Raw genomic sequence first — 25,255 nt, forward strand, 5'->3', positions numbered from 1 at the left:
CGAAGTCCATCTGGATGGCTGGTGCGGGAATCAGTTGCATCGGCCTTGAATGCATCGTCTTCACAACAAGTACGCTCGGAGTTGCTGGTAACGGGGATCCCGTTCCAGTTCCGGTGCTGCTTGCTTGATTTCATTCAAGCACTTCTCTAATTCATGGTCCCTCGACTGCTGACTACGGATGACGATGTGCAACAGATCCAGCGCCTCCTTCGGGAACCTGCGACAAAGACCGGATCCATGTAGTTGATGCACAACGTAGTGCGGGTACTCAATCGGCTGAAGCCAATCTTTGATGGTGTCCAGAGCCGTAGGAAACTCCCCTCCGGCAGCGATGCTCATCCGCGCCAGTGAGTCTGCAATGTGACTGGAAGCAAGATTACGCCGCTTGGGCCAGATGTTTTGCCAAAAAGGCAGGATGCGATTTCTCCAGTAATTCTCTCGTTGCTCACCTGCACCTTTCAGTGCCCGAACAAGCACTTGCGCGACTTCCTGCCGTCCTTCTTGCGGCAGCGCCATGATAGCTGACTGGAACTCTTGCGCCGTATATTCCTCGATAGGTTCCAGCGCCGCATAGGTCAGGAGCGTTACGAACTGTCGATTGATCTGATCACCCATTTCGTCGTAATGGTGCGCGGTTTCAAGAAACTGCGGTTTGAAGGCAATCAGCAATGGCCAGTACAGGCGTGGCGACTGGAGGAAGCCCTCCCAGGCCGCCTTTGCTTGCACCGGATTGTCTGTCCATCGGAACAATGGCAAGAGGTGCTGCTCCGTCCAGGATCTATCTGCACGAAAGAGCACGATCGAACGGGAAGCCAGCAACACCCTGCCGTGTCGGAGCCGGTCTACTTGGGTATTGCAGATTTGAGTGAAAAATGGCTTGATATCTGCGGGCAGACCATCATTGTCGTTGGGCGCACGCTTGAGCCACAGATTGAGCAACGCCTGGGTGACATGTCCAATCGGATGGTTGATGGCCTTGATGAGTGGCTGTTTGATCGTCTCGCTATTGTTGTCGGAACCTGGCTCCAGCGGCAGTTCCAAGACACGATGGCACAGATTCAGCAGAATGCTTTCGTGCCGTGTAATGGATTGGGAAACATTCCTCAACCACCAAGTGACGCCATCCGCTATCTCGTTCAGTGCATCGTCGGGCATGGTCTGCACCAGCGGTGCGGCATAGCGCCACGACCGCTGCACCTGCTTTTCCTCACTCCACACTTGCAGTGCTCTTCGCCAATGGCCTGATGGCCAAATTTTCTCTTGGGCGAGGTCGCACAAGGCTAAAAGGCTGTGAAAAAACCGTGTGCGGCAGGTTTCATGCCAAGTATCCTCATAGAACCCATAAAATGGGCGCGATTCTGCCGGAGGTTGTTTTAGCCACTGCACCAATTCGCGCCGCTTGCGAGGTGCGACGTCGATGTGTCGCCTTTCCTCGTAATCTGGATCGCCGGTAGCACTTATCCAGTGGGGAAACTCGTCGCGTTCGTTGGCGTCCAATTGCCATTGGGGATGCGCTGCAGACAATTCCGCTAGGCGCTCCCGTGCGGCATCCCCCAAGCCAAGCCCGGATTCTTGCAGTTTCGCCAGGCGCAACCACACCGAACGTTCTACCTCCTGGTGCAGCCACTGCTCACATTCTGCCTGGTTCTGCCAGCGCTCCGGTTTGAGCTCGTCCTCATACACCTCGCGGGGTGGGCCGAGCAAAATGGCAGCCTCGAACCGATCCTGCACTGACGATATGTGGCGACCTTGCAGCACCAAGAGCCGCAGGACTTCGCGTTGCGTACCCTCGTGCCATAGCCACCAAGCGCGATCGGCCAGCAGCCAATCCACCCATTGCTCCGGAGCGATGCAGCCATCTTGGCTGGCGGCAAAGAAAGCCAGACGCTTGAAGGCGGGGTACGGGAGTTCGAACCATGCCTGCGCGACCCGAGTAGCGCGCGCAGGGTCAACAGGTCGAACTTTGAGCCAGGCATCGCGCAGCAACTCGATCAGCGTCACCCAGTCGTGGCTCCCCCGATTCTGCCAATGCGAACTGATGGACGGCAAGTGCCAATGCGAGCGATCGCTGCGGTCTGTGGCCTCGCCTATCTCGCGCAGCAGGCCCAGGGCATCGCACAACAGTTGCTGAAATTCATCTAGCAGCGCGGGTAATGCCTGCTGCCAATGCTCATCATCGGCCAAATCTTGCAGCGCGTCGTGCGCGTGATCTGCGGCAAGCACCAGTTTCTGGTTTGGAGGTTGGTTCAAGCCTCCGGGCGATTCCACAGCCGCATTTTCATCGCCCCGGCGAAACGACCATTCCAAAGCAATCATGGGTGCAAGCAGTTTGCGCAGTTCCAAGCGTAGCGTGGCACTCAGGCCGTCGCGTTCAAACCGGTCTTTCCAGTTGTAAAGATCAAGGCTGTTAGGCGAAGGAGATTTGACACGGCCTGCCAGCAACAAGCGCCACAGCGTGCGCATCATCGGCCGGGGAATGGCATTCGGTGCGTGGGCGCGAATCTCGTCCAGTTCTCTGGTCTTGCCGTCGCGCTCCAAACTGGCAAGGTGGTCGAGCCGGCCCTCAAGCAAGCCATGCCAGCGATCATGCAGTTGACCACCCCGTTCCAACAGCCAATGAATCAACCGGGGATCGTCGAGATGCCGCGTCAGCCAGTGCGCTATCTGAAGCATCACTTCGTCCCACTCGCTACCGAACCTGCGACCGACCAACACCATCCACGGTGCGTGGCTGTAAGGCGTGGGACGGCGAGTGAGACTGAACCGCAGCTTGGGATCGATTGGGGCACGCGCAGGGATGCCGAAGCGACTCAAGTCGCCGTGCTGAAAACGCTCCTCTGAAAACGCGGTCAGCCACTCCAGTGGCGGCACCGGATCGAGTTCAGCAAACCGCTTGGCGGGAAGTCCTGATTCGTCGGATAGTGCCCAAAGCATGCGCCCGGCGAAGTCATCCTGCTGCGTGCTCGCGGACGGCCCCGCAAGGGTGGCCGCGAGCACGATGCGCTCTTTGCCGAGGACGCCATCGCGGTAGGTTGCTGCCCAGGCTTTCAGTGTCTGATGCAAGGCCGAATGGCCGCTGTCACCCGCAGGTACTTTGTACAGAATCGGTGTGACACCCTTGGCTTCCCACTCGATGGTCTTGCCTTTCTGATCATCAGACTCGTAGTCCCCCAGTGCGTAAGCCTGCGGTGTCTCCTCACCCAACATCCGGTCGGCAGCCAAGGCATCCATCATGTAGCGAAGCACCGGATCGTTGATGCTGTAGCCGACGAAGCAGACCACATAGTTGCGGAACAGTTCGCTGACGAAGCGTGCAGCCCAACGCTCGGTCAGGTAGGCCCTGCCGAAATCACCACTGGTGAGCACGAGCCGGTGTAGTGCGCTGTCATCGGGCTTGTCGGGCAGCAAGCCGTGCAGATAGACCAGCCCGTTCCAGTGGCTATCCTTGGGAATGGGGAGCATAGGCGCAGCATGCACGCTGTGCGGCTGCTTGCTTCGTTTGGCAGCGTGCTCAAAAATGCGGTCGAAATTGGTGGTGACCAGCCGTAATTCCCCTTCACGGCTACGGGCCAGTTGCAGCAAGGCAGTGTGCGTATCAGTGGCCCCTTCGAGATCCAGCTTGGGTTGCAGGGCTTGCGCCAGCGCCTGAAGGACGGCATCGCGCTGACCGGGGATGCGCCGCTCCAATAGATTGAGCGTTACATCGAATTGCTTGCGCTCGAATGCATCCTCCTCAATGGGCTCGCGCGCGGTTCCCAAACGCTGATAAATGCCGTCCACCAACCATTCGAAGCCCTGCAACTCCGCAGGATAGGAGATACCTGCTCCGCAGAAAAACACCACGCGGCCATCCTCATGCGCCTGCAAGAGTGCCTCTGGAATGTCGGGGCCGTTGGAGATGAATTGCATCGTCAGATTGCCTCGCGAAGCGGCCAGCGGCGTGCCAAGGACGGGCGATGCGGGTCAGCTTTTTCTCCCGTTGTCGCCGACGACACAACACTTGCGACGCACTTTGATTGGGTGAACTCGAAAACTTCCCGCTTTTCGCGCTATTGAACCCGCAGCATAACCGAGGTGGATCTGTTCCCAGGCGCACCCTTGTCGGCCTGCCCAGGTGCGGATCGTCAAAGCGCAGGAAGCCCGCCTGGCTGATGTGCGTGCAACGGCTCCACATCGTCCCGCAGGGGAATCCACTGCCCCAGCGCACAGGCAATGAAAAACATCCATCGAGCGCGCCGACTCGAATTTGATTTCTCTTTTTCGTCCGGCATTCTGCACTTACCTGCGCCGCAGAGGTAATTGCGGTGCCACTGAACGGACGAAACCCATGACCGATAGCCAAGAACTCGATCTCCTGCCCGGCAACGTCAAGAAGGCCGTCGGCGGCGCCAGCTCCGGTGACCTGTGGATGCTCCAGCGCAGCCTCATCCGCCGCCATCCCAAGCTCCAACCCCGCGACAACACCACCGAGCACTACAAGGAGCGCGTGCGCCACTTGGCCGACCTGATGCACGCCAACGGCTACGACCGCTCGTTCCCCCTGAAGGTGTTCGCAGCCCGCGAGGATGGTCAAGACGTGCTGTACCTCGTGCAGGGCCACACCCGCCTGGATGCCTTCGACCTGGCTGTCTCCGAAGGCAAGGACATGGAGGTGATCCCGTGCGTCACCACCGATCGCGGCACCACGATGGAAGACCTGCTGGTCTCCACCATCACCGGCAACGAAGGCGCGCCGCTCACCCCCATCGAGAAGGCCGGCATCGTGCGCGAACTGCAGGGGTGCAATGTCGGGCTGGGCTCGATCGCCCGCCGCCTGGGCTATACGCTGGCCTACGTCAAAAGCCTGCTGTCCATCCTCGAAGCGCCGCGCGAGGTGCGCGAAATGGTGCAGGAGGGCAAAGTCGCCGCTTCAGTGGCCGTCGGGACCGTCAAGGAACACGGCAAGCAGGCCGGCGCAGTGCTCAAGGCGGGCCTGGAGGTCGCCAAGGCCAAGGGCAAGGACAAGGTGACGCCCAAGCATCTGCGCGCTGCTGCGAGTCGGGGCAGCAAGCCCGAGGCCAAGAGCACCTTCGCTGCTGCCGCGCCCGCTCAAACGCACAAACCCGAGGCCAAGGCCGTGTCCCTGTCCTTGGCAACTGCCGTAGATGACGCCACCATGGCAGCCATGCGGCGGGCAGCCAAGTGGATCGCGCAAGAGACCGGGCCGGCCGACGAATACCCGTTCCTGGCACTGGTGAGCACCACGCTGGGCCTGGGTGGCACCGCAGCGCTCCAGGGTCTGGTCAACAAGGCGCGGGGCTGACCCACCATCACCGGCCGGGCTCATGTCCGGCTTTTTTTTTGCAGATCATCTTCGGAAAAGACATTGCCAGTGTCATTGTCAATCAGGAGCAATACCATGAATGAAGCCGAGAAAGGGGAATTGCTCCTTGGCCCTTTGAACATTGCCCAAGGCGACACCGGGCAATCCAGAGTGGTCGCCGGATTCTTGCTCGGTTTATATAACGGATGCCGCTTTCCGTTTGATATCACTGAATTTCGGCGGCTTGACCGAAGATTGTTTGAAGACTGTCTGGCGATTCTCAACATGGGCCAGTGGCTGGGCGACAATCATGACAGCACCATCTACGACTTCATTCACCTGAATACGCACGAGAAAGTGAATCATGATCTGCGCAACCTGCAACGGTGAAGTTGTCTGGAAAGGGCCGTTCTTCAAACCGACGCATACCGGGTGCATGAACTGCGGCGCCAGAAACAACCATGTTTGGCCAACGCACATTGACGAAAATGAATGCTTGCCTGATGGATGGGATTCCGTCCATGGCTCACGTCCAGGCCCCATCATAATTCAGTGGCGTAATGATCAGTAACCCATTCAAAATGCTCTGGCGGGTTTGCAATCCAACAAAGGCTTCTGCGGCGATTCAGTCATGGCGGCAAACGCTTACAGCTTGAACTTGGGGTTGAGCCAAGTGTCGCACTCGAAAGCAATGTCGCGGCGAGCATGGGTGCCGCCGTAGCGGCTTGCCTTGGCGCGTTGGTTGCAGTTCAGGAGCCTGCGTTTGACTCGGCAGTGGGTGCGGTCGAGCATCTGGCCATCACTGCGGCCATTCGAGTAGTCGCCAGCCTGCAGCGCTTCGCGCCACTCACTCGCGGGCAAGCCTCCCATTGGGCCAACCATCGGTGCATGGGAAAGCAGCGCGCCCATCTCCAATAGTGCGCACCACAGGCGCACCTTCCCCTGCGCCAGCAGTTCGCCGCTGGCCCCACGTCTCCTGAACCCGGAGAAAAGGCAGGGGATTTGCACCCCCGACACAACACTTGAAGAAGATGTTTGCCATCCGTAGCCTGTGTCAGAGCTACGAACCCGCCCGCTTACGCCAAGACAGCTTCCAATACCGGAACAACGTTCAGTCGCATTGGAGTGACACCCTACGCGGGCCACGTGCTGGTTTCGGGAGCGCCATACCCCCTCGGTCGCAAAACCGTAGTCTTGTCCGCCTGCGTGCTTGCTCACCCTCCATTCAGGGTGCATCCCACACGCACTGGTCGCGAGCCAGCGGCCTCTTTCACACTTCACGCGCAGTGGGCCACCTCGGTGGCCGTTCAACTCCTTTCCTTTTCAAATCAATGGTTCGTGTTCCTGCGAGCAGCACAGGCCGTCGCTCCTTTTGCCTGGCAAGCCAGCCCTGATCCCCGCCGCTCCAGCCCCCGTCGATGCCATGGCGCTTTCCTACACCATCGCCTCGACAGCCGCCTTCGCAGCAGTTCTCGGGCCGCCACCAGTCGCCCTGTCTTGCCCGCAGTTGACGCACCGCAGTTGCCTAATCATTGAGCAGATATGGCCCAAAAAACATTCCCCAATCAGGTTCTGTGTCCCGCTCTGTGTGGACGAAATCGCGTAAGTCCTTGTCGCACAAGAGGAAATCGTGCCGATTTCGACACTCTGTGTGGAACTGTCGGGAATCCCGTTTTGGCGCCCCATCCCTGCAGGGGTGCGAGGGCAACAAAAAAACGGACAGGCCAGAGGCTGCCGTCGTCGCCCTGCGTACAGGTCAAAAGCTACAAACCAGCCGTCCGGCTGGTTGAATTCCGCAAAAGCGGTGTTGGAAAGTTGTGCGGCGCCTAGTGCCACCGCGTGCTGGCGAGCATATATCCAGCGATCGACAAGCGCAAGACCCAAAGCGGCTGTCTTTGACGCCTCTTTCGATACGAAGATGCGCCGTTCAAGGCCCACACTTTGCCCTGTGCCGTGTCCAATTTTTGGACTGATCAGTCCTAATTATGGACTAATTAGTCCAAATTGGCCAGTTTAGTCCAATTTCTGGACACGAGAAAGTGTACCAAAAGAAATGCCGACCAGCCACCGCGACCTCGAAACCTCCGGCACGATGCGCGTGCGCATCGCCATCCGCCCCGGGGACTGGGGCCTGGATGCCGTGTACGAGCACCTGGCCGATCTGCCTGACGAAAAATCGCGCGCTGTACTGCTGCGCAAAATCCTGATGCGAAATCAAGGGGTTTCGCGCTCCACCCCCTCAGCAGCAGCGCGCCCGGCGATCAGCGTGCGCGTGAGCATCAGCGAACGGGATGCCGCGCTGGATGAATTGCGCCAGACCCTGCGGTCGCTGCCCTCGGGACAGCGAGGCGGCTACCTCAAGAGCGTCCTCCAGACGATCCAACTGGGCGGCCCCTGGGCACCAACGGCCATTGCAGCACTACAGCCATCACTGCAGCCATCCACCGTCGTCCCGGCACGGGCGACACCCCGGCAGCGACATGCCGATCCAGCCTCGCAAGAACCGCCCGATCGCACGCTGCAAGAGATGACGCCAATCGCGCCTGCGAGCATCCCCCCGGCAGATGTTTGTCTGGACAAAGCCAATCGCACGGCCAAATCGATCCATTTCAAGAACCGCATGCGTGAAGCAGCGCGCATGCTCGAAGTCTGAAAACCCCCACTGCCAACAATCAAAGGAAATCTCATGCCTGATGTGATCGCAATCGATGTCGGCTACGGAAATACCAAGCCTGTCTGGAGTCACGATCCCGACAAATCCGGCAAGGAACGCTGGGGCGAGGCTTGCTTTCCATCCATTACGCCAATGGCCATGGTGGATGAAGAAAGCACGGGCGGTGCATACAACCCCGACCGGATTCTGATCACGGTGCGCAACAAGGGCTATTACGCCGGCCCTGCCGCCAGCATGGGAATCGAGGCGCGGACATTGGATCCGGATTACATCGAATCGGACGATCACGAAGTTTTGTTGCGGGCGGCAATCCATTGGGCGATGCGCGAAAAACGCGCACTGCTGCCTGCGATCGACATGCTGGTCGTGGGCCTGCCCGTCTCCGGTTTCAGCGCTCGCGGAAAACGCCTGCGGGACATAGCGTTGGCGCCCCGCGATGTTCCCGTGCCCCGGGTGCTGCAAACCTCCGGTGTTCCTGCGGTCATCACGGTGCGTGCCAAACAGGTCAAGGTCCTGCCCCAGCCCTTCGGCAGTCTGCGTTATGCGGCGCAGAATCTGCCGGACACGGATGAACTGTTTTCCGACCGGGCATTGTCGATGGTGATTGATCCCGGCTATCGCACCTTCGATTGGTTCGTGGCAAATGGCATGCGCCCGGAAATGAAACTCTCGGGTTCTTTCGATGGCGGTGTCTCGAACATCCTGCGCCAAGTGAGCCAGAAGATCGGCTATGAGCATGGCACGGGCAGCCTGGAGTTCGACCAGGTGGAGGAAGGTCTGCTGCGCGGCGCCATCAACCTGGGCTACAAGGTCATTGACACCAGGCCCTACCAAGCGGTGGTGCTGGATGCCGCGCGCAAGGAAGTCATGGCGTTCCTGGGTCGAATCGACGCCAACAAGGCCCGGCTGCGCAGGGTGTTCCTCACCGGGGGCGGCGCCTCCTACTACAAGTTGGCCTTGGCGGAAAAGCTCCCCGGCTACCAGATTCAGATGCTGGACAACGGCCTCATGGGCAACGCCCGAGGGTTCTGGTTATCGGGATATGACGATTTCGATGTTTAGCGGTTTTGTTCTCTTTCGGGGAGTTGCAACCCCCAAAAATCCTGGCACTTTGAACTGGAGCATTTCCCATGAAGGCGAACAACCATGAAAAACCTGTTCATGATCGCCGGCCTGTTCTCGGCGATCTTCTGGGCGCTGGCACATGCCTGGAGGGACAAGGAGGACAAGAAATAGCGCCCGGCTTGCGGCCCATGGTCGTGGTGTTTCTGGCCACGGGCGCCAAAGGGGCGCAATCGGCCCTCATCGACCGGCTCAGCAGGGAGGGAAATACCCCCGCCGATGCGCATGCCTGGCTCGCAGTCCTCATCAGGAAATGGCGCCACACGGTGATCGGCTCCTACGCCGGCGCTGGCGCGGCTCTCATGGGGCTGCGCCGCATGCTTGGAGACGGCACCACGGCAGGCCCTTACCTGTCGGTCTTGTGTGCTTTCTTGCTGACGATGGCTCTGGCAATGGCGCTGAAGTGGTATGCGCCGATCGGCCAGGATCCGGGGCCATGAAATGCCCGCCCCACTCGCCTTCCGTCCCGATGGCATCGATCTGCACGGCCAGGCCCGAACCCTGATCGTGGGCATCGTCGCGGGCATTGCTCTGACGGTGCTCTACCAGAACGCCACGGGCTTGAACGCTGGCCAAGCCCTTCCTGCCGAGGTCGCCATCGCTCCAGGACAGGCGCCCGCCCAAGCCGCCATCCCTGCTCAGTACCAGCAGATCATCGATACCTCGCCGGGCTTGCCGGTTCTTCCTGCACCACATGCCGTTGCCTTGTCGATCGAGGACACCAAGGCAGCCGTGCAGGAGAAAAAAGTCGATGACGCCAACGCCGGCGGTGTGCATGTCGTGATCCGCAAGAGGCAAGTCCCGCAGACTGTCGCTCCAGCGATCGAGGCGAATCCTGCTGAAAAACCCGCCCAAGCCACAAGCCAGGAACCACTGGATCAGGCAACACCCTCGGCTGGCCCCGTCAAGTTGCAAGCAGCGCCGGTCGAACCAGTGCAGGCCCCGCAAAAATCCACGCCGGATTTGCGCATCATCCAACAGCAGCCCGATGGTTTGCTGGTGCGCATCGGAAATCAGGTGCGCTTCATCGAGGCTGGCGCCAAGCGTTGAATCCTCTTGCGCCTATCCCGCATTCAGACTTGATCCGACGCCATCGGGTGGGAGCATGGATGAACTCCTCCAACCGCAGACAACGATGGCCAACCACCACCAGACCGATCTCGTGGCGCAGGTATACCGCGCCCTCACCAGTGTCATGCCAGGCTTCGTTGCCCGGGCGCAGCAGAAAACCATGATCAGCCGAACCCTGGGCCTGATGACCCGCCAGGCGCTGGGCGTCATCGAGGCGCCCACGGGCATCGGCAAGAGCATGGGCTACCTCATTGCCGGCATCGCTTCGGCGGTCACCGAAGACAAGGTGCTGGTGGTTTCCACGGCCACCGCATCGCTGCAGGACCAACTGGCCAGCAAGGACCTGCCTCTGGCACTGCGCGCCTTCGCGCTGGCCGGTGTGTGTGGCATCGATGTCGTCGTCGCCAAGGGCCGCGAGCGCCACGCCTGTCCCATGAAGATGCATGCCTTCGCGGGGGGCACCCAGGACTTGTTCGCCGCTGGCGACGACCACACGGCGCTGACCCAGGCCGTGGACCTCTGGCGCCAGGGCCAATGGGCCGGCGTGCGCGACGATCTGCCTGTTCGCCTGCACCAGCGGGCGTGGATGAGGATCGCCAACACGGCCGCAAGCTGCCCGGGCCAGAAATGCCCCGAGTTCGATCTGTGCCCGTACTACGCAACCCAGGCTGCGCTCAAAACCGCCCGCGTCATCATCACCAACCACGACTATCTGCTGTCCACCCTGTCGAACGTGCCCCACAGTGTGTTCTCCGATGGCCACAAGTGCCTCTTCGTGTTCGATGAGGCCCATCACCTGAGCGACAAGCTGCTCAACGCCTTCGCCCGGCGTCTCGACCTGGCCGCTTTCCCGAGCGAGGTCATCGAGGCCATCGCCCAGCTCTGCCCTGGAATGGTCGGCCTGGATTTTGCGGCCGAGCGCGTGCGGGGGATCTGGCGCGCATGCGAGGACGCCGCCCTGACCATGCTGGGCGATGGCAGCCAGCACCGCTTTACCTTGAACGAGGTACCGCCCCAGTTCCGGCGACTCTTGCTCGACCTCAAGGCGCAACTGAGCGGGATGCGCGCTACCTTGAAGGAAGTCAAGGAGTCGAACGCGCGTTTCAGGAACAAGGCCGTGGCAATGCTGGCCGATTCGCGCATCGGGCAGTTGTCCGGTGACGTGCAGGAGGCCATCGATTGCATCGAGGAATTCACCGGCGACGATCTGGTGGCCCGCTGGCTCGCGCGCGGGCGCAACAGCATCGACCTGAACTGTTCGCCCTTCGACGGCGCCAGGAAGGCCCGCAAGCACCTGTGGCCCGTCGTCAAGACCGGCTTGCTGACCTCGGCGACTTTGACCACCCTGGGCAGCTTCGAGCCCATGCGCATCGCCCTGGGCCTGCCCGCCGAAACCAGCACCCTTAAGCTGGACAGCCCTTTCGATTACGGCCGCGCCCGGCTGATCGTGCCCAGGCTGTGCGTGGAAGCGTCCGACCCGGCGCATTCCCGCATGGTGGCCGCTTTCCTCAAGGACCATGCCCTGGGTGCCGCCAAACACAGGGGCGTGCTCGTGTACTTCACCAGCAAGAAGCTCATGCTCGATTGCATGGCGGCCATCCCGACAGCGCAGCGCGGCTGCATCCTGCTGCAGGGGCAATGGCAGCCCTGGGCCATGCTCGAGGAGCACAAGCGCCGCATCGACGCAGGTGTGCGCAGCATCATCTTCGGCCTGGACAGCATCGGCGAGGGCGTCGATCTGCCGGGCGAGTATTGCACGCGGGTGATCATGACGCGCCTGCCGTTTCCTTGCCCCGATGATCCGGTGCTCTGCACCCACGCCGAATATCTGCGCAGCAAAGGCAAGGATCCGTTTCACATTCTGACCATGCCCAAGGTCGGGCTGAAGTTCGCCCAGGTTGCCGGACGCCTGATGCGGCGCGAGCAGGACTGGGGCGAGTTCTACGTGCTCGACAAACGCTTGAGATCCAAGCGCTATGGTGCCCAGATCGTCAAGAGCACTCCTTTCCGGACGATGGAGATGGGTTGAGGCGGCTGACGCCGCCAATGCGATGAAAAATACCGCGTTCAGCAAATTTCATGCTGCGCTCAACTCCTGGGACAGCTCGGGATGCTTGACGAGGAGCCGCAGCAGACACAACACCCCACCCGGCGGTACAAACCGCCCTTGCTCCCAGTCGCGCAGAGTTGCCACAGGGGTTGCGATGCGCTCGGCGAAGGCGGCTTGCGTCAAACCGGATTTCTCCCGCGCTCGACGCACAAGGAGTTGCTCAGGCGTAGTGACACGCCCAATCCCCGCCTTCGCCTCTGCGAGCGCCTGACGCAAATCGGGCAGAACTTCACCGGCATCGGCCTCGATAGCCGTCGCCACCTTCTCGATGTCGATTTTCCCAATGCCCATTTCACACCACCTTTTTGATTTCAGCGGCAAGCATATTGGTGCGTTCGGCCTTGGCATACACCGCCGCCAGCAACACCACTTCCTGCTCGGTCAGATTGAACCGCGCACCGCCGGACTTGCCAGACCCGGCACGGCCCCAGCGAACCTTGCGCGCTCCATCCTCACCGGGGATCACGTCACCCGCCAGCGGGTTCGCAGCAATCGAGTCGATGAAGGCCAGCCGCTCGTTTTCTGACCAGAGCTTGTCGGCCTGTTTCTGGAATGTCGGGGTTTCGATCACGGTGCGCATGAGTTCAACTATACGGGTTTCCCGTATCACGGGCAAGCCCAGGGACATCGGCCGCCGTACAGCGCTGGCTCGTCTGGCATTGCCAGGGCAACACCCAAGCTCTGTGCCGAGGCGCTGTGACGCCATAACGCTGCGGGCACGAATCGGCCGGCTGAACTTCAGTTCCTCCCGTAGCCGCCTGGTGTCTGTGGTGCTCGATTTGCGCACCAGAGGCGGGCAAAGGGCGTCGAACTCGCGAGCCCGTTGTTTCACTCGCCCGAATGAAACCGCCAGGATTTGATTTTCAATTTTTTCAGCATAATGTGTATTCGAGGGCAGGCCAACCCACCGGCCGCCCTCGACATGACTTCCATTGATAACTGAAGGAGACCGATGTGAAGAACATCAAGATCACGCTGGTGATGACAGCAACTGCTGCGATGCTGGCCGCCTGTGGTGGCGGTGGTTCAGATACGCCTGCGGTGGTTACGCCTGCTCCAGATACGCCTGCGGTGGTTACGCCTGCGGTGACAGCGGACACCCTGAACCGTACCAACACCCCCGGCGTGTATGCCGACAACGAACGCAAGTACATGTTCGACATGCTCAATCAGGTGCGCGGCATCACGGGCGTGGGCTTTCTCAAGCAGAACGAGGCGCTGGACAAGGCGGCGCAGGCGCACGCGGAATATCGCTGGATGAACCCCGGAGAATCGGGTCATACTGAAAAAATCGACTACGCTGGATTCACTGGAGAAACTCCTGCAGACCGTGCCAGACACTTCGGATATGCAGGGTATGCATCTGAATCCGTGGTTGGCAGCATTACTGCCATGGGCGCCATCAATAGACTGCTTGGAGGGCCCTACCATGCCAGACACTTGCTTTGGGATGATAACGACCTCGGCACTGGCAGGGTATCCAGTGGCTTACATACCGTGGTTACTGGCACTAATTCATGGAATGATCGCCAAAAACTCGCCGGCGATCAGATTGCAATGTATCCATGCAACAACATTCAAGTGAATGTACAGGGCCAAGGCTACGAGACGCCAACCCCAGCCGTCTTGAATGGCAAGGATGATTTCGGTTACAGCAGCATGGCCATTGTTCGTCGCGGTCAGACCCTGGTGGTTGACGCCTGGGAACTGCGCGATGCGGCCGGTAATCTGGTTCCGACCGTGGTGATGACGGGGGCCAACGATACGCTCAAGTATTTCTCGAATCACGAGGCCGCACTGATCCCGCTGAACGCATTGCCCCGTACCGTGACCACTTACACCAGCGTCCTCAAAGGAAAGAACAATGGCGTGCCGTTCGAGAAGACTTGCACTTGGCGCACTGTGGCCGGTGAGACAGTGCCGTCGAACTGAGCCATACCCCACAAAGCAAAAACCGCCCTCAGGCGGTTTTTTTGTGCGCTTGCCCATCCTGAAGGCCGAGGTTTGACGCGCCTTTCGATCAAGGCCCGATACCGGTGCAACCATTAGGATCGGTATAACCAAAATCGACCACGATGTCACAGGAATCGGTATGGGGCGAGGTGTAAACAGTAGCGCAATAACCCCGAATCACGTAGCACACCCTCGGCACCTTCGTCGTGGGGAGTGGTGTGCTGGGCGTTGTGGTGGGTGGTGTGATGGGCGTTATGGTGGACTTACACCCCTCAGGAGGCATCAACCGCCCATCCGAGCAATACTGCGGACACCCACTTGGCGTCATGATCGAGCCATCGGAGCAAATTTGAACGGGCGGTGGTACGGGATCCGGCGTAGCAGGTGGGGTCACCGGTGGCGCTGGCCGTGTTGGTGTTGGCGGACGAGGTGCCGGTGGCTGCGGGGGAGGCGGGCACGCCTGCGAGAAAGGAATCCGCGAGCCATCCCAGCATGTCTGCAGGCAATAGCCACCCTCCGGGTGAGCGCCCGAGCCGACGCAAATCAGATCCTCGGGATCACGGCAGCCATTGGCGCCTGGTGCACCATTCGGGTCATACCGAGGATCGCGGCGGCAATGCTTGATGAAGACGCCAGTCTGCGCGATCCCTCCTCATCATCGATGACAGGTTTTTTTGCACGCCCGGACGAAACCGCCAGGATTTGACTTCGAACTCTTTCAGCATAATGTGCATTCGAGGGCAGGCCAACGCACCGGCCGCCCTCGACATGACTTCCATTGATGACTGAAGGAGACCGATGTGAAGAACATCAAGATCACGCTGGCGATGGCAGCAACTGCTGCGATGCTGGCCGCCTGTGGTGGCGGTGGTTCAGATACGCCTGCGGTGGTTACGCCTGCTCCAGATACGCCTGCGGTGGTTACGCCTGCGGTGACAGCGGACACCCTGAACCGTACCAACACCCCCGGCGTGTATGCCGACAACGAACGCAAGTACATGTTCGATTCGCTCAATCAGGTGCGCGGCATCACGGGCGTGGGCTTTCTCAAGCAGAACGAGGCGCTGGACAAGGCGGCGCAGGCGCACGCGGAATATCTCTGGATGAACCCCGGAGAATCGGGTCATACTGAAAAAATCGACTACGCTGGATTCACTGGAGAAACTCCTGCAGACCGTGCCAGACACTTCGGATATGCAGGGTATGCATCTGAATCCGTGGTTGGCAGCATTACTGCCATGGGCGCCATCAATGGGCTGCTTGGAGGGCCCTACCATGCCAGACACTTGCTTTGGGATGATAACGACCTCGGCACTGGCAGGGTATCCAGTGGCTTACATACCGTGGTTACTGGCACTAATTCATGGAATGATCGCCAAAAACTCGCCGGCGATCAGATTGCAATGTATCCATGCAACAACATTCAAGTGAATGTGCAGGGTCAAGGTTACGAAACGCCAACCCCAGCCGTATTGAATGGCAAGAAGGATTTCGGTTACAGCAGCATGGCCATTGTTCGTCGCGGTCAGACCTTGGTGGTTGACGCCTGGGAACTGCGCGATGCGGCCGGTAATCTGGTTCCGACCGTGGTGATGACGGGGGCCAACGATACGCTCAAGTATTTCTCGAATCACGAGGCCGCACTGATCCCGCTGAACGCATTGCCCCGTACCGTGACCACTTACACCAGCGTCCTCAAAGGAAAGAACAATGGCGTGCCGTTCGAGAAGACTTGCACTTGGCGCACTGTGGCCGGTGAGACAGTGCCGTCGAACTGAGCCATACCCCACAAAGCAAAAACCGCCCTCAGGCGGTTTTTTTGTGCGCTTGCCCATCCTGAAGGCCGAGGTTTGACGCGCCTTCCGATCAAGGCCCGATACCGGTGCAACCATTAGGATCGGTATAACCAAAATCGACCACGATGTCACAGGAATCGGTATGGGGCGAGGTGTAAACAGTAGCGCAATAACCCCGAATCACGTAGCACACCCTCGGCACCTTCGTCGTGGGGAGTGGTGTGCTGGGCGTTGTGGTGGGCGTTGTGATGGGCGTTTCAAAAGGACACCCCCCAGGAGGCATCAACTTCCCATCCGGGCAATACTGCGGGCACCCATTTGGCCCCATGATCGAGCCATCTGAGCACACCAGAGGCTGCTCGGGGCAAGTGCTGCCATTCTTTACCGAACCATCGGGGCAATACTCGATAGGGTTGATTAATGGCGGCGTGGGCGCAGGCGTGGGCTGTGAAGGTGAAGGCGAAGGCGGGCACGCCTGCGAGAAAGGAATCCGCGAGCCATCCCAGCATGTCTGCAGGCAATAGCCACCCTCCGGATGAGCGCCCGAGCCGACGCAAATCAAATCCTCGGGATCACGGCAGCCATTGGCGCCAGGCGCACCATTCGGGTCATACCGAGGATCGCGGCGGCAATGCTTGATGAAGACGCAACTGTCCGCATAGGCCAGGCCCACGTTCAAACAGTGCGGCGGCGTGCCACACCAGAACGGCACGGAACTGGGCTCATCCCGATCAGAAATGCGCTGAAGACCTCCTGGCACATTGCAGCCCTCGATGGGCAGCATCGCGCGCAGGTCGGCCATGCCTTCCTTGGCGGGGTCATAGGTCCACTTGCCCTCGGCGGTGACGCCCGCGAAAGCACCTCCCCCGCCGAGGAACGATAGCGCCACGACGGCGCCCGTCAAAAATCGCTTCAAGAATCCGAGCACGGTATATCTCCCATGTAGCCGATGGAGAATTTTTGACCGCCGCTGACGACTTGCGAGTGTCGAATGACGAAGGAAAGACGCTGATTCCCATGCGCGCTCAAGCAGAAACCACTCAGTTGGGCGGCGCCGGTCGCCTGCCGCGCTGTCGGCATAACGGGTGGTGCGCTGCGCGCAGTCGTTCCAGTCGCGGCCCTTGTCCTTGTGCCTGTGTGTGGCCCGTGACCCAAAGTCTCCGGCACATGGCGTCCACGGGGGACAAATAAGCCTCACCAATGCCACCAGAAGCCCCGCCAAGCTCTTCGGTGACCTTGGCCCCGCCCCCCTGTTGTCGCGCCCGCTGCATCGCCTCCTGCGCCTTCTGTGCGGCTTGCCGCTGGTCCGTCCTCCCTTTGCAAGCCCGCGAAATCGTGGTGCGCCCCAACCACGCCATGATCCATCGCATCGATGACGATGGCGGCACTCTGACCGTACTGCGCGTGTTGCACGCGGCCCGCCAGTGGCCAGCGCCATAAGCAACGCCAGAAACCCCAGGTACGCCCAACCGGCTACGGCAGCGCAACCACATCCGCACCCTCGCCGATCCGCTCAACCCCGGCCTCATGCACGAACGGCGAGATCGCGGCTTTGCCGGCCGCGCTGATGATCAGCGTCGTGCGCGCTCGCGTCATCGCCACGTAGAACAGCCGGCGCTCCTCCTGGATACTGCTCGCCTCGTCCGGAAAGCGCCCCTCCTCGGCGCCGAGCAACCACACCTCATCCCACTCCAGGCCCTTGGCGCCGTGGGCCGTCAGCAGCACCACCGGGTTGCCTTCGGGCTTCTTGTCCTTGTCCGGCTGTGCGGACATGTCCTTGGTGCGCTGCACGCGCGCGCGCATCTGCACGGTGCCATCGACCACGCCATCATCGCCGGCCCCGCCCACCGGCTTGGAGAACACCTCGCACACGATCTCCAGCGCCGCAACGCTGCGCTTGTCATCCGTGTGCTCGATGAGCAACCCCAGCAGTTTGTCCAGCACATAGGCCACGGCACCGGCCGCCAGCAACTGGCCCCATTCCTCAAATCGCCGCTGCACCTGGGCATAAGCCTTCCTGGCATTCGGCGACAGATCCACGCCAGCGAGGGCGGCCTTCGATTTGGGCTGGAGCAGATCGGCCCCATGCGCCGCATGCAGCGCCTTCAATTCATCCTCGCCCACACCGCACCAGGCCAGCAGCACATCCCCATCGCGCGCATCCATGCCCAGCAGCGCCGACAGGGCGGCCAGGAACACCGCCATCTCGTGGGACTTGAGCACCGAGCCCCCTTCGCTGCGCGTGTACGGCACGCGGTGCTTGAGGCACTGGACCTCCATGTCATCGAGGCGCTTGTTCGTGCGCGCCAGCACACCCATGCTGCGCCCTGCGGCCAAGGACTTTCTGGCCCGCTCGCAGCACACCTGGGCCTCGCGCTGGCGGCTTGCATAGCGCTCCCAGAGCGCCACGCCGCCCGCGCCCTTGTGCGCCAGCAGCGCCTTGGCCATCCGCTGCATGTTGCACGCGATCAGGCGGGCGGCAGGCGCCAGAACCTCGGCATGGCAGCGGTAGTTCATGCCCAGGACGATGGCCTGCGCGTTGAGCTGGCGCGCGAAGTCCGTCATGCCCTTGTAGCCCAAGGCCCGCCGGAACCCGTAGATGCTCTGGTCATCATCGCCGACCGCCGTGAGCGTCGACGCCTGGCGATGGAGCATCGACCACTCGTACTGCGCAAGGTCGGTATCCTGGTATTCGTCGATCAACAGGCAGTCGCACGGCAAGGGGCTGATGACGCCCTCGGCGATCGCCCGGTTCGTATGGAGCACAATGTCCTGAAGATCGATCACGCCATGCCGGCGCAGGATCTCTTGGTACATGCGGGCCAACTCGGCATGGCGATGCGAATCGGGCTCTTTCTGCCCGGACTTGATGCCCTCGACGACCGCCGTCGCTTCGTCTATCGTCATCTCCAGCTCTGCGTGCTTGAGCGCCCGCGCGACAAATCCCCTGCGGCTGCCCTCGCGCACGATCTCCCAGGGCCGCTGCAAGCGCGAGAAGCCCTTGCGCAGGATGTTCGATCCCATCGGCGTGCGCTGCTTGCCGGGAAAGGCCATCGACAGGGCGATGCTGTGAAACGTGCCCACCAGCAGCGAAGGCAGCGCCTGCTTGCCGGCAATGAGGATGATCCGCTCGCGCAACTCCAGCGCCGCATCGCGCGTGAATGTCACGGCCGCCACAGTGCGGCCACGCGAGAGGTTCAGCGCAGCCTTGACGGCCAGGGTCTTGGTCTTGCCAGAGCCCGGTGCCGCGATGGCAAGGCAGTGCCCGTCATGCAGCGCCACCGCCTTCTGCTGGGGAGCGAGACCATCCAATTGCTGTTGCAGTTCGTTCATGGGCAAATCCACATCCCCAAAAAAACACCCGGACTGAGCCGGGTGAAGTGCACGGAGACAACGGGGAGCAAAGAAAATCAGGTCGTGGCGGAGTCGGGGTTCTCCTTTTGCGAGGTATCAGCAGCGTCGAAAGAACCATCCGCAGTGGAACCCTCACCCTCCAGCCCGTTGGCACCCGAGGTGCTGCGCCGTGCGGTGCCAGCGTGGGAGCGGCGGCTCATGCCCATGACGACGCTGGCGCACAAACGGTTCAGACCAGCGAACTGGCGCCGTTCGCGGATGCGCATCTCGCCGATCTGGGACTCGCTGGCGCAGGCGTTGAACTCCATCTCGCACATCAGGCGAATGGCTTCATCCCAGTGCTTTGCCGCATCCACCAGGGCCAGCGTCAGGCGGGATTTGACCTGGAAATTTTCATCGAGCGCTGCGCCGGTGTAGTGGGGCTCGATCCACATCGGGCGGCTGTCGCGGCCCTTGCGGTTCAACTCGGCGGCGGCATCGAGCGAGTGCCGGCCTTCGTTGGCGTACTCGGTCACCCGCTCCTGGATCGATGCGCGCACCTTGTCGATCTGCGCCTCGGTCATGTACTGGCCGCCGATGCGGCCGAGCAGGTACAGGGTCTTGTCGGTCAGGGCCAGAAAGCGCGTGACCGACGAAGCGATGTGCGGGTCGAAGATTTTCAGCTCCCGCTCGACCACCATCGTGGCCGCATACTGGCGCTTCATTTCCTCGCGGCCTTGATTGCGCTGGCGCGCAGCGCGCTGGATGAACAGGCGTATGCGATCGGCTTCGCTGGCCTGCGCTGGCGCTGGTTCAGCGGCGTCGGCGTTGCGGGCGCCGGAATGGGGCGCTACAGCCTCTACAGCCTCTTGCGCGAGTTTCGCTGCTTCGTCGAGTTCTTCCAGCACCTGGCGGGCCTGCGCGCTGGCTTGCATGGTTTCGGTCAGGGCAGTCGTCATGCTGTGCTTCGGTGAAGTGATCGTCAGGCCGATTCTGTGTCGGTGCAACGGTTGAAATCGATCGAAAGACAACATCCAACGCAGAGCAATCGAAACCATTGACCCACACCAGGCCCAAACGACAGACCACGAGACCTTGCACGAAACCTCGGTCAGAATGCGCAACAATCGCAAAATTCAAAAATTCCTGATATCTTATAATAGAAAATATCAGATGATAATTTTTTAAAATTCATGATAATAAATACGGAAAAATTTCATTCATGAATCATTTACACAGCAATGTGTTCATTGATCCAGGGTAAATAGTATAATTTTATTTCATATGCAAATAAATCATATGATGATATTTCATTGATATGGGATTGATTGGTGTTGTTTTAATTTCTTTTATAAACATCAATGATATTCAAGGAAAATTGGGAAATTTTTAAAAATTTCCTGCTGTTTGCCGATCAAGAAGCATCATTGCATTGACCGCCGCAGGCTTGCCCGCGAAGGTGATCTCCTCCCGGTGCGGCTCTCCACCAGCCCGCTGCTCGCCCCGCGAATGTCTTCGACCAAGACGCTTCTGACCGGCTAAATTTAGCCGGTCAAATGATTGCGCCGAGCGCAGAGCTTTTGACACGAAGCCCGGTCGCACCGGGCGCGTGAAGCTGCCGGCACATGGCCTGGTTGCGACCGACAGCCTGCAGGCCCAGGCCGATGACCACCTTGCCCCAGCCCTGAACAGACATTCTCCCTGCCAGAAACCTCGCCACCGGCTAAATTTAGCCGCTCAAAAACTCACCTCTCATTGGAAGATTTCCCTGATTCCTGGCCCGCAGGAACAGCCATCATGCCCGGTTGCCAAACGCGAACACCTCGCCCCCTACGCAACTTGAATGACCGCAATGATGACCGAGACTGGAGCCATGGATAGTCGGCCCTGCAAATTCTCTGCGACCCGCATGAATGCTGGATTTTTGGCTCTTTGTGGTCCACCGAATCTCCCAGGATTCGTTGAACAGGCAGCTGATTCCTGAGAGATTTGCGCAATGCCCGAGCCCACCGACACGGCTGATTTCTTCCGCTCCCGTCTGGCCGAGATGATCGACTTGCGCCACCCGCTGGCGGTGCTGGCGAGCCGTCTTCCCTGGACGCAGATCGAAGCGGCACTGGCACCTTATTTCGCGCGTCGGGTCCGTGCCGGTCGAGTTCTGGAACACGACGATCTCTTCGGCCCTTCGCTCCAGGTCGCGGGCGCCGGTGTCGCCGCCGCGGGCCGCCCGCGTCTTCCCCTGCGCCTCATGGCCAGCCTGCTGTATCTGAAGCACGTCTACAAGCTCAGCGACGAGGAACTGGTCGAGCGCTGGGCCGAGAACGTGCAGTGGCAGTTCTTCAGCGGCATGACCTTCTACGAGCCACGCCTGCCCTGCGACGCCACCCAGATCGGGCGCTTCCGCTCGATCCTGGGCGAGGCCGGTGTCGAGGAACTCCTGAAGGCCACCATCGACACTGCGGTGGCCTCCAAGGCGATCAAGCCGGCCGAGTTCGAGCGCGTGATCGTGGATACCACCGTCCAGGAGAAGGCCATCGCCCACCCCGTGGACTCCCGCCTGCTGGAGATCGCCCGCGCCAAGGTGGTGGCTGCCGCCAAGCGCGCGGGCATCGCGCTGAAGCAGACCTTCGCCAAGGAAGGCAAGAACCTGCGCCGCAGGGCTGGCGGCTACGCCCACGCCAAGCAGTTCAAGCGCTTGAAGAAGGTGCTCAAGCGCCAGCGCACGGTACTGGGTATCGTGCTGCGCGAAGTGCAGCGCAAGCTTTGCAAGTTGCCTGCGACATCGGTGCCTGCCGTCGATCGCTTGCGCGCACTGATGGGCCGCGCCGAGCGCATTCGCACCCAGCGCCCGAAGGACAAGAACAAACTCTATGCATTGCACGCGCCCGAAGTTGAGTGCATCGGCAAGGGGAAGGCGCGCCGGCCTTACGAGTTTGGCGTGAAGGTCAGCGTGGCCGTCACGCACAAGCAGGGGCTGGTGGTGGGTGCGCGCAGCTTCACGGGCAACCCGTATGACGGCCACACGCTGGCCGAGCAACTCGAGCAGGTCAAGATCCTGACGGAGGACACGGGCGCCAGCCCGAAGCAGGCAGTGGTGGACCTGGGGTTCCGGGGCGTGGACGCAGCCAATCCGGGCATCCAGATCATTCATCGGGGGCGCTTCAAGTCCTTGACCGATGCCCAGCGCCGCTGGCTCAAGCGAAGGCAGGCGGTGGAGCCCACCATCGGACACCTGAAGCACGACAACGGGATGGATCGGTGCTGGCTGCAGGGTGCCACCGGTGACGCGCTGCATGCAGTGCTGTGTGCGGCGGGCTACAACATCCGCTGGCTGCTGCGCGCCATCATGCGCCTCGGGCTCAAGGGCCTTTTATTGCGCCTGATCGCCTTGCTGCGCACGCTCATCGGCGTCCCCCACTTCTTCGCATCCAACGAAATCACGCCATCACGCGCCGCCGCGCGGTTCGCTGCGATAGCGAAATGAATTTCGCAGGTCCGACTGGATATGGTGCAACACCTGCGCGACGCGAATGCTTGTGGGCGCAGGCCATGAGCGCCAGGACGGTGCATCGATGGCCCATTGCCTGATCTTCCTCATCGGCCTGCACGGAGTGGGAAAATCCACCATCGGGCAAGCCCTGGTGCCCCATGGCTACCGCCACATCAGCCTGGGCGATCTCGGCCGTCTGCTGCGGCGCAGACGCATCCCCGATGGCTTCACCCTGCGCTTTTTGCGCCTGCTGGCAGCCCACGAGCCGGGCGAGCGCATGTCCGCCAAGCTGGTTGACGCCCTGCATGGCGAGATCGGGCAGCACAATGCACATGTGCCGCTGGTCGTGGACGGCTTTCCCGCCGAGCCCTACCAGGTCATGGGGCTGCCGGCCGGATGCACCCTGATCCACCTGACATGCCCCGATCCCGAGCGCATGCAACGCCTGGCCGCCCGCAGCGAAACGACCCGCCGCAAGTGGGGCGCCGATGCCGCCGAGAGCCGTCGTGACCGGCAGTTGGGGGCCGTCATCGAGGCAGCCCAGGAACGCACCGACATGCGCACCTTGGAAATCCCCAACCTGGGCTTGCCGCAACAAGTGGCCGCAACGATCGCCGCCCTGGCCACCCAGGTTCAGCGCCAGCGTGTGGTTTTCAGCGAGACAGTATTCGCATCGCGCTAAAACCACCCCCCAAAAAAGAAACCCCCCCGCATTCCATCATGGAGAGCGGGGGGTTATTTTTTTACGGTCAAACGCCGTTGGCTTGCATGAACGAGCGCGCCACGGACGGACCCTGATCCAACAGTTCATCCAGGTGCGCGATGATGGCTGCGAGGTTGGCGCCCAGCCCAATGCCGCCGAACTTCGCCTTGAAATACGGCAGGGCTACTTTCTGGAACGGGATGTCGTTGGCCAGCAGCCGGATCTGCAGATCGAGGAAGGAGCCGGTGTGCTGGCCAAATCGCGAGTGGATGGCACGGAAACCCTCCAACGCAGTGCCTGCCAGTTCCTTGTCCCACTGAGCGCCGTAGCGCAGCGCGGCCCATTCCGTCACCTTGTGCTCGATGCCCATGTCCCTGGCCTTGGCCAGCAGGTCCACTGCAACGCCATGCGATGCGCCAGTGGCACTGGCCTCCGTGGCGGCACCAGTGGTCGCGCCGGCGTCGGCAGCGGCCGTGGCAACAAGCCAAGCATCCGAAGCATCCGAAGCAGTCACCTGTTCCGGCGCGCCTTCCAGCACGACACCATCGTTGTCCACCTGGCAGGCGGACTCGGCGGCGCAGTGGCCAGCGCCGGCCTCTTGCGGATCGGGCATCACCCACGCGGCCGGCAGGCCGGACACCGCCGGTTGTGCCGAAGGTGCCGCCAGCAGCATGCGCTTGTGTTCCCGGAGCATCTTCACCTTGGTCAGGTCGATTTCAGTTTCCAGCACCGGCACCCACTGCTCGCCCTTCTTCTGATTGCCTTCCTCGTCGTAGTACACCCTGTTCTTCAAGGCTTTGGTGAGCCAAAAAACCGGGCGCCCGTCCGGAATGAAGTTCGGCAGGTAGCCACACTCGTCCAGCAGCGAGCTCAGGCGCAAGTATATCTCCGACGCCGCCTGCGTGCTGCCCGTTTCCAGACAGTACAGGCCTGCGCCAGGCATGCCAGGGATGTAGAACCGCAGGGTGCCGGCGAACCGGCATTCCCCCGAGGCGAACTGCGGGCACAGGTCGGTGTCGCAGACACCGCGCACCACGAACTCGCGGCGCGAGAACTGCTTGCGGCTCGCGTCCTTGCTCGGCACCACGGGCGGCAGGTACACGCAGCGGCGCACCCCATCGTCGCCATACCGGCTTTGGTAGTGGATGGTTTGGGCACCACCACCGCGCACGGCCAGGCCAGAGCCCAGGGCGGCGTCGATCCCGCCGCGATGGATGTCGGCAAACACCACCGGGAAGCGATACAGGCGCGGCTCGGGATCGCCATCGCGCACCTGGCCATAGAGCTTGAGCAGTTGATCGCTGGCGATCTTGCCGCTTTCCATGTCCCACGGATGGGCAAAGAAGCAGCGCGAGTTGCGCGGATAAAACGGGTTCTTGAGACCCGTCTTCTTGAGGATTTCCGCCTGCGCATTCTGAAAGGAGATTTCCCCCTTCTTCACGCGCGCGACGATCTCCATGGCGCTCGGGTTGTCCAAGGTCCTCTTGGTCGGAACCTTGATGCCGGCGCGGATTTTTCCGGAGATGGAAAACCCGGCCGATTGCCTTGCGACCATGTCGGACAGAAAAGATGTCATCCTTGTACTCCAGCGGTTTCCCGCATGAAGGGTTTTCGCATTCGGTATCGACTGCGAACTTCACTGCCACATGCGCGGCTTTGGAAGTCGAAACAGGATGGTGCAGCACCTTCTTTTTTCTTTTA

General features: G+C 60.9%; 19 protein-coding genes. 11 read left to right on the plus strand and 8 right to left on the minus strand.

All coding sequences use genetic code 11. The features are described 5' to 3' along the window. Positions 1 to 60: 60 nt before the first annotated feature. Complete coding sequence (dsr1, locus tag VEIS_RS17735) at positions 61 to 3,909, minus strand: anti-phage defense-associated sirtuin Dsr1 (RefSeq protein ID WP_011811367.1); 3,849 nt, start codon at positions 3,907 to 3,909, stop codon at positions 61 to 63. Between the two features lie 418 nt (positions 3,910 to 4,327). On the opposite strand from dsr1, the gene VEIS_RS17740 reads away from it, so the two are divergent. Both VEIS_RS17740 and VEIS_RS29040 read left to right on the plus strand, forming a co-directional pair. Further along, on the plus strand, positions 4,328 to 5,302 hold the full coding sequence (locus VEIS_RS17740) for a ParB/RepB/Spo0J family partition protein (protein ID WP_011811368.1): 975 nt from the start codon (positions 4,328 to 4,330) through the stop codon (positions 5,300 to 5,302). Positions 5,303 to 5,398: 96 nt separating this feature from the next. Then, entirely contained in the window at positions 5,399 to 5,692 is a 294-nt protein-coding gene (locus tag VEIS_RS29040; protein ID WP_157048573.1) for a DUF7673 family protein, read from the plus strand. Between the two features lie 255 nt (positions 5,693 to 5,947). On the opposite strand, the gene VEIS_RS29865 is transcribed toward VEIS_RS29040, so the two are convergent. Beyond that, positions 5,948 to 6,211, minus strand: coding sequence for a KilA-N domain-containing protein (locus VEIS_RS29865; protein ID WP_198137888.1), 264 nt, complete (start codon positions 6,209 to 6,211; stop codon positions 5,948 to 5,950). A 1,144-nt stretch (positions 6,212 to 7,355) separates the two neighbouring features. Here VEIS_RS29865 and VEIS_RS17750 point away from each other — a divergent pair. The 5 genes from VEIS_RS17750 (at position 7,356) to VEIS_RS17770 (ending at position 12,198) form a co-directional block, all read left to right on the plus strand. Next, entirely contained in the window at positions 7,356 to 7,955 is a 600-nt protein-coding gene (locus tag VEIS_RS17750) for a hypothetical protein (protein WP_011811372.1), read from the plus strand. 33 nt (positions 7,956 to 7,988) lie between these two features. Then, on the plus strand, positions 7,989 to 9,038 hold the full coding sequence (locus VEIS_RS17755; protein ID WP_011811373.1) for a ParM/StbA family protein: 1,050 nt from the start codon (positions 7,989 to 7,991) through the stop codon (positions 9,036 to 9,038). Positions 9,039 to 9,229: 191 nt separating this feature from the next. Continuing rightward, on the plus strand, positions 9,230 to 9,538 hold the full coding sequence (locus tag VEIS_RS17760) for a hypothetical protein (RefSeq protein ID WP_041950150.1): 309 nt from the start codon (positions 9,230 to 9,232) through the stop codon (positions 9,536 to 9,538). 1 nt (position 9,539) lies between these two features. Then, the gene (locus tag VEIS_RS17765; RefSeq protein WP_011811375.1) at positions 9,540 to 10,148 is read left to right on the plus strand and encodes a hypothetical protein; all 609 of its coding nucleotides are present in this window, start codon (positions 9,540 to 9,542) and stop codon (positions 10,146 to 10,148) included. Positions 10,149 to 10,233: 85 nt separating this feature from the next. Then, a complete protein-coding gene (locus VEIS_RS17770; RefSeq protein WP_198137889.1) occupies positions 10,234 to 12,198 on the plus strand; it encodes a helicase C-terminal domain-containing protein in 1,965 nt (654 codons plus the stop codon). A gap of 48 nt (positions 12,199 to 12,246) precedes the next feature. Here the strand turns inward: VEIS_RS17770 and VEIS_RS17775 are convergent, their stop codons facing one another. Together VEIS_RS17775 and VEIS_RS17780 are read right to left on the minus strand one after the other, a co-directional pair. Then, positions 12,247 to 12,570 carry a helix-turn-helix domain-containing protein gene (locus VEIS_RS17775; RefSeq protein WP_011811377.1) on the minus strand — a complete coding sequence of 108 codons (324 nt, stop codon included), beginning with the start codon at positions 12,568 to 12,570 and terminating at the stop codon, positions 12,247 to 12,249. Position 12,571: 1 nt separating this feature from the next. Beyond that, on the minus strand, positions 12,572 to 12,859 hold the full coding sequence (locus VEIS_RS17780) for a hypothetical protein (RefSeq protein WP_011811378.1): 288 nt from the start codon (positions 12,857 to 12,859) through the stop codon (positions 12,572 to 12,574). A gap of 374 nt (positions 12,860 to 13,233) precedes the next feature. On the opposite strand from VEIS_RS17780, the gene VEIS_RS17785 reads away from it, so the two are divergent. Beyond that, positions 13,234 to 14,211 (plus strand): CAP domain-containing protein, encoded by a 978-nt coding sequence (locus VEIS_RS17785; protein WP_011811379.1) that lies wholly within the window; start codon positions 13,234 to 13,236, stop codon positions 14,209 to 14,211. A gap of 821 nt (positions 14,212 to 15,032) precedes the next feature. Then, positions 15,033 to 16,010 (plus strand): CAP domain-containing protein, encoded by a 978-nt coding sequence (locus tag VEIS_RS24905; protein ID WP_011811381.1) that lies wholly within the window; start codon positions 15,033 to 15,035, stop codon positions 16,008 to 16,010. A gap of 88 nt (positions 16,011 to 16,098) precedes the next feature. Here VEIS_RS24905 and VEIS_RS29050 read toward each other — a convergent pair whose 3' ends face one another. The 3 genes from VEIS_RS29050 to VEIS_RS17810 form a co-directional block, all read right to left on the minus strand. Beyond that, entirely contained in the window at positions 16,099 to 16,956 is an 858-nt protein-coding gene (locus VEIS_RS29050) for a hypothetical protein (RefSeq protein WP_157048574.1), read from the minus strand. Positions 16,957 to 17,501: 545 nt separating this feature from the next. Next, positions 17,502 to 19,361 (minus strand): ATP-dependent helicase, encoded by a 1,860-nt coding sequence (locus VEIS_RS17805; protein ID WP_049773953.1) that lies wholly within the window; start codon positions 19,359 to 19,361, stop codon positions 17,502 to 17,504. A gap of 77 nt (positions 19,362 to 19,438) precedes the next feature. Further along, positions 19,439 to 20,320, minus strand: coding sequence for a hypothetical protein (locus VEIS_RS17810; RefSeq protein WP_157048575.1), 882 nt, complete (start codon positions 20,318 to 20,320; stop codon positions 19,439 to 19,441). A gap of 1,037 nt (positions 20,321 to 21,357) precedes the next feature. Between VEIS_RS17810 and VEIS_RS17815 the strand changes: the two genes are divergently transcribed. Both VEIS_RS17815 and VEIS_RS17820 read left to right on the plus strand, forming a co-directional pair. Then, positions 21,358 to 22,845, plus strand: coding sequence for an IS5-like element ISVei5 family transposase (locus VEIS_RS17815; protein WP_011807917.1), 1,488 nt, complete (start codon positions 21,358 to 21,360; stop codon positions 22,843 to 22,845). A gap of 46 nt (positions 22,846 to 22,891) precedes the next feature. Further along, the gene (locus VEIS_RS17820; protein WP_041950153.1) at positions 22,892 to 23,533 is read left to right on the plus strand and encodes an AAA family ATPase; all 642 of its coding nucleotides are present in this window, start codon (positions 22,892 to 22,894) and stop codon (positions 23,531 to 23,533) included. Between the two features lie 67 nt (positions 23,534 to 23,600). On the opposite strand, the gene VEIS_RS17825 is transcribed toward VEIS_RS17820, so the two are convergent. Further along, positions 23,601 to 25,130: a recombination directionality factor gene (locus VEIS_RS17825; protein WP_011811386.1), complete on the minus strand. Its 1,530-nt coding sequence runs from the start codon at positions 25,128 to 25,130 to the stop codon at positions 23,601 to 23,603. Positions 25,131 to 25,255: the final 125 nt, after the last annotated feature.

This window comes from Verminephrobacter eiseniae EF01-2 (assembly GCF_000015565.1).
GTDB classification, from domain to species: Bacteria; Pseudomonadota; Gammaproteobacteria; order Burkholderiales; family Burkholderiaceae_C; genus Acidovorax; species Acidovorax eiseniae.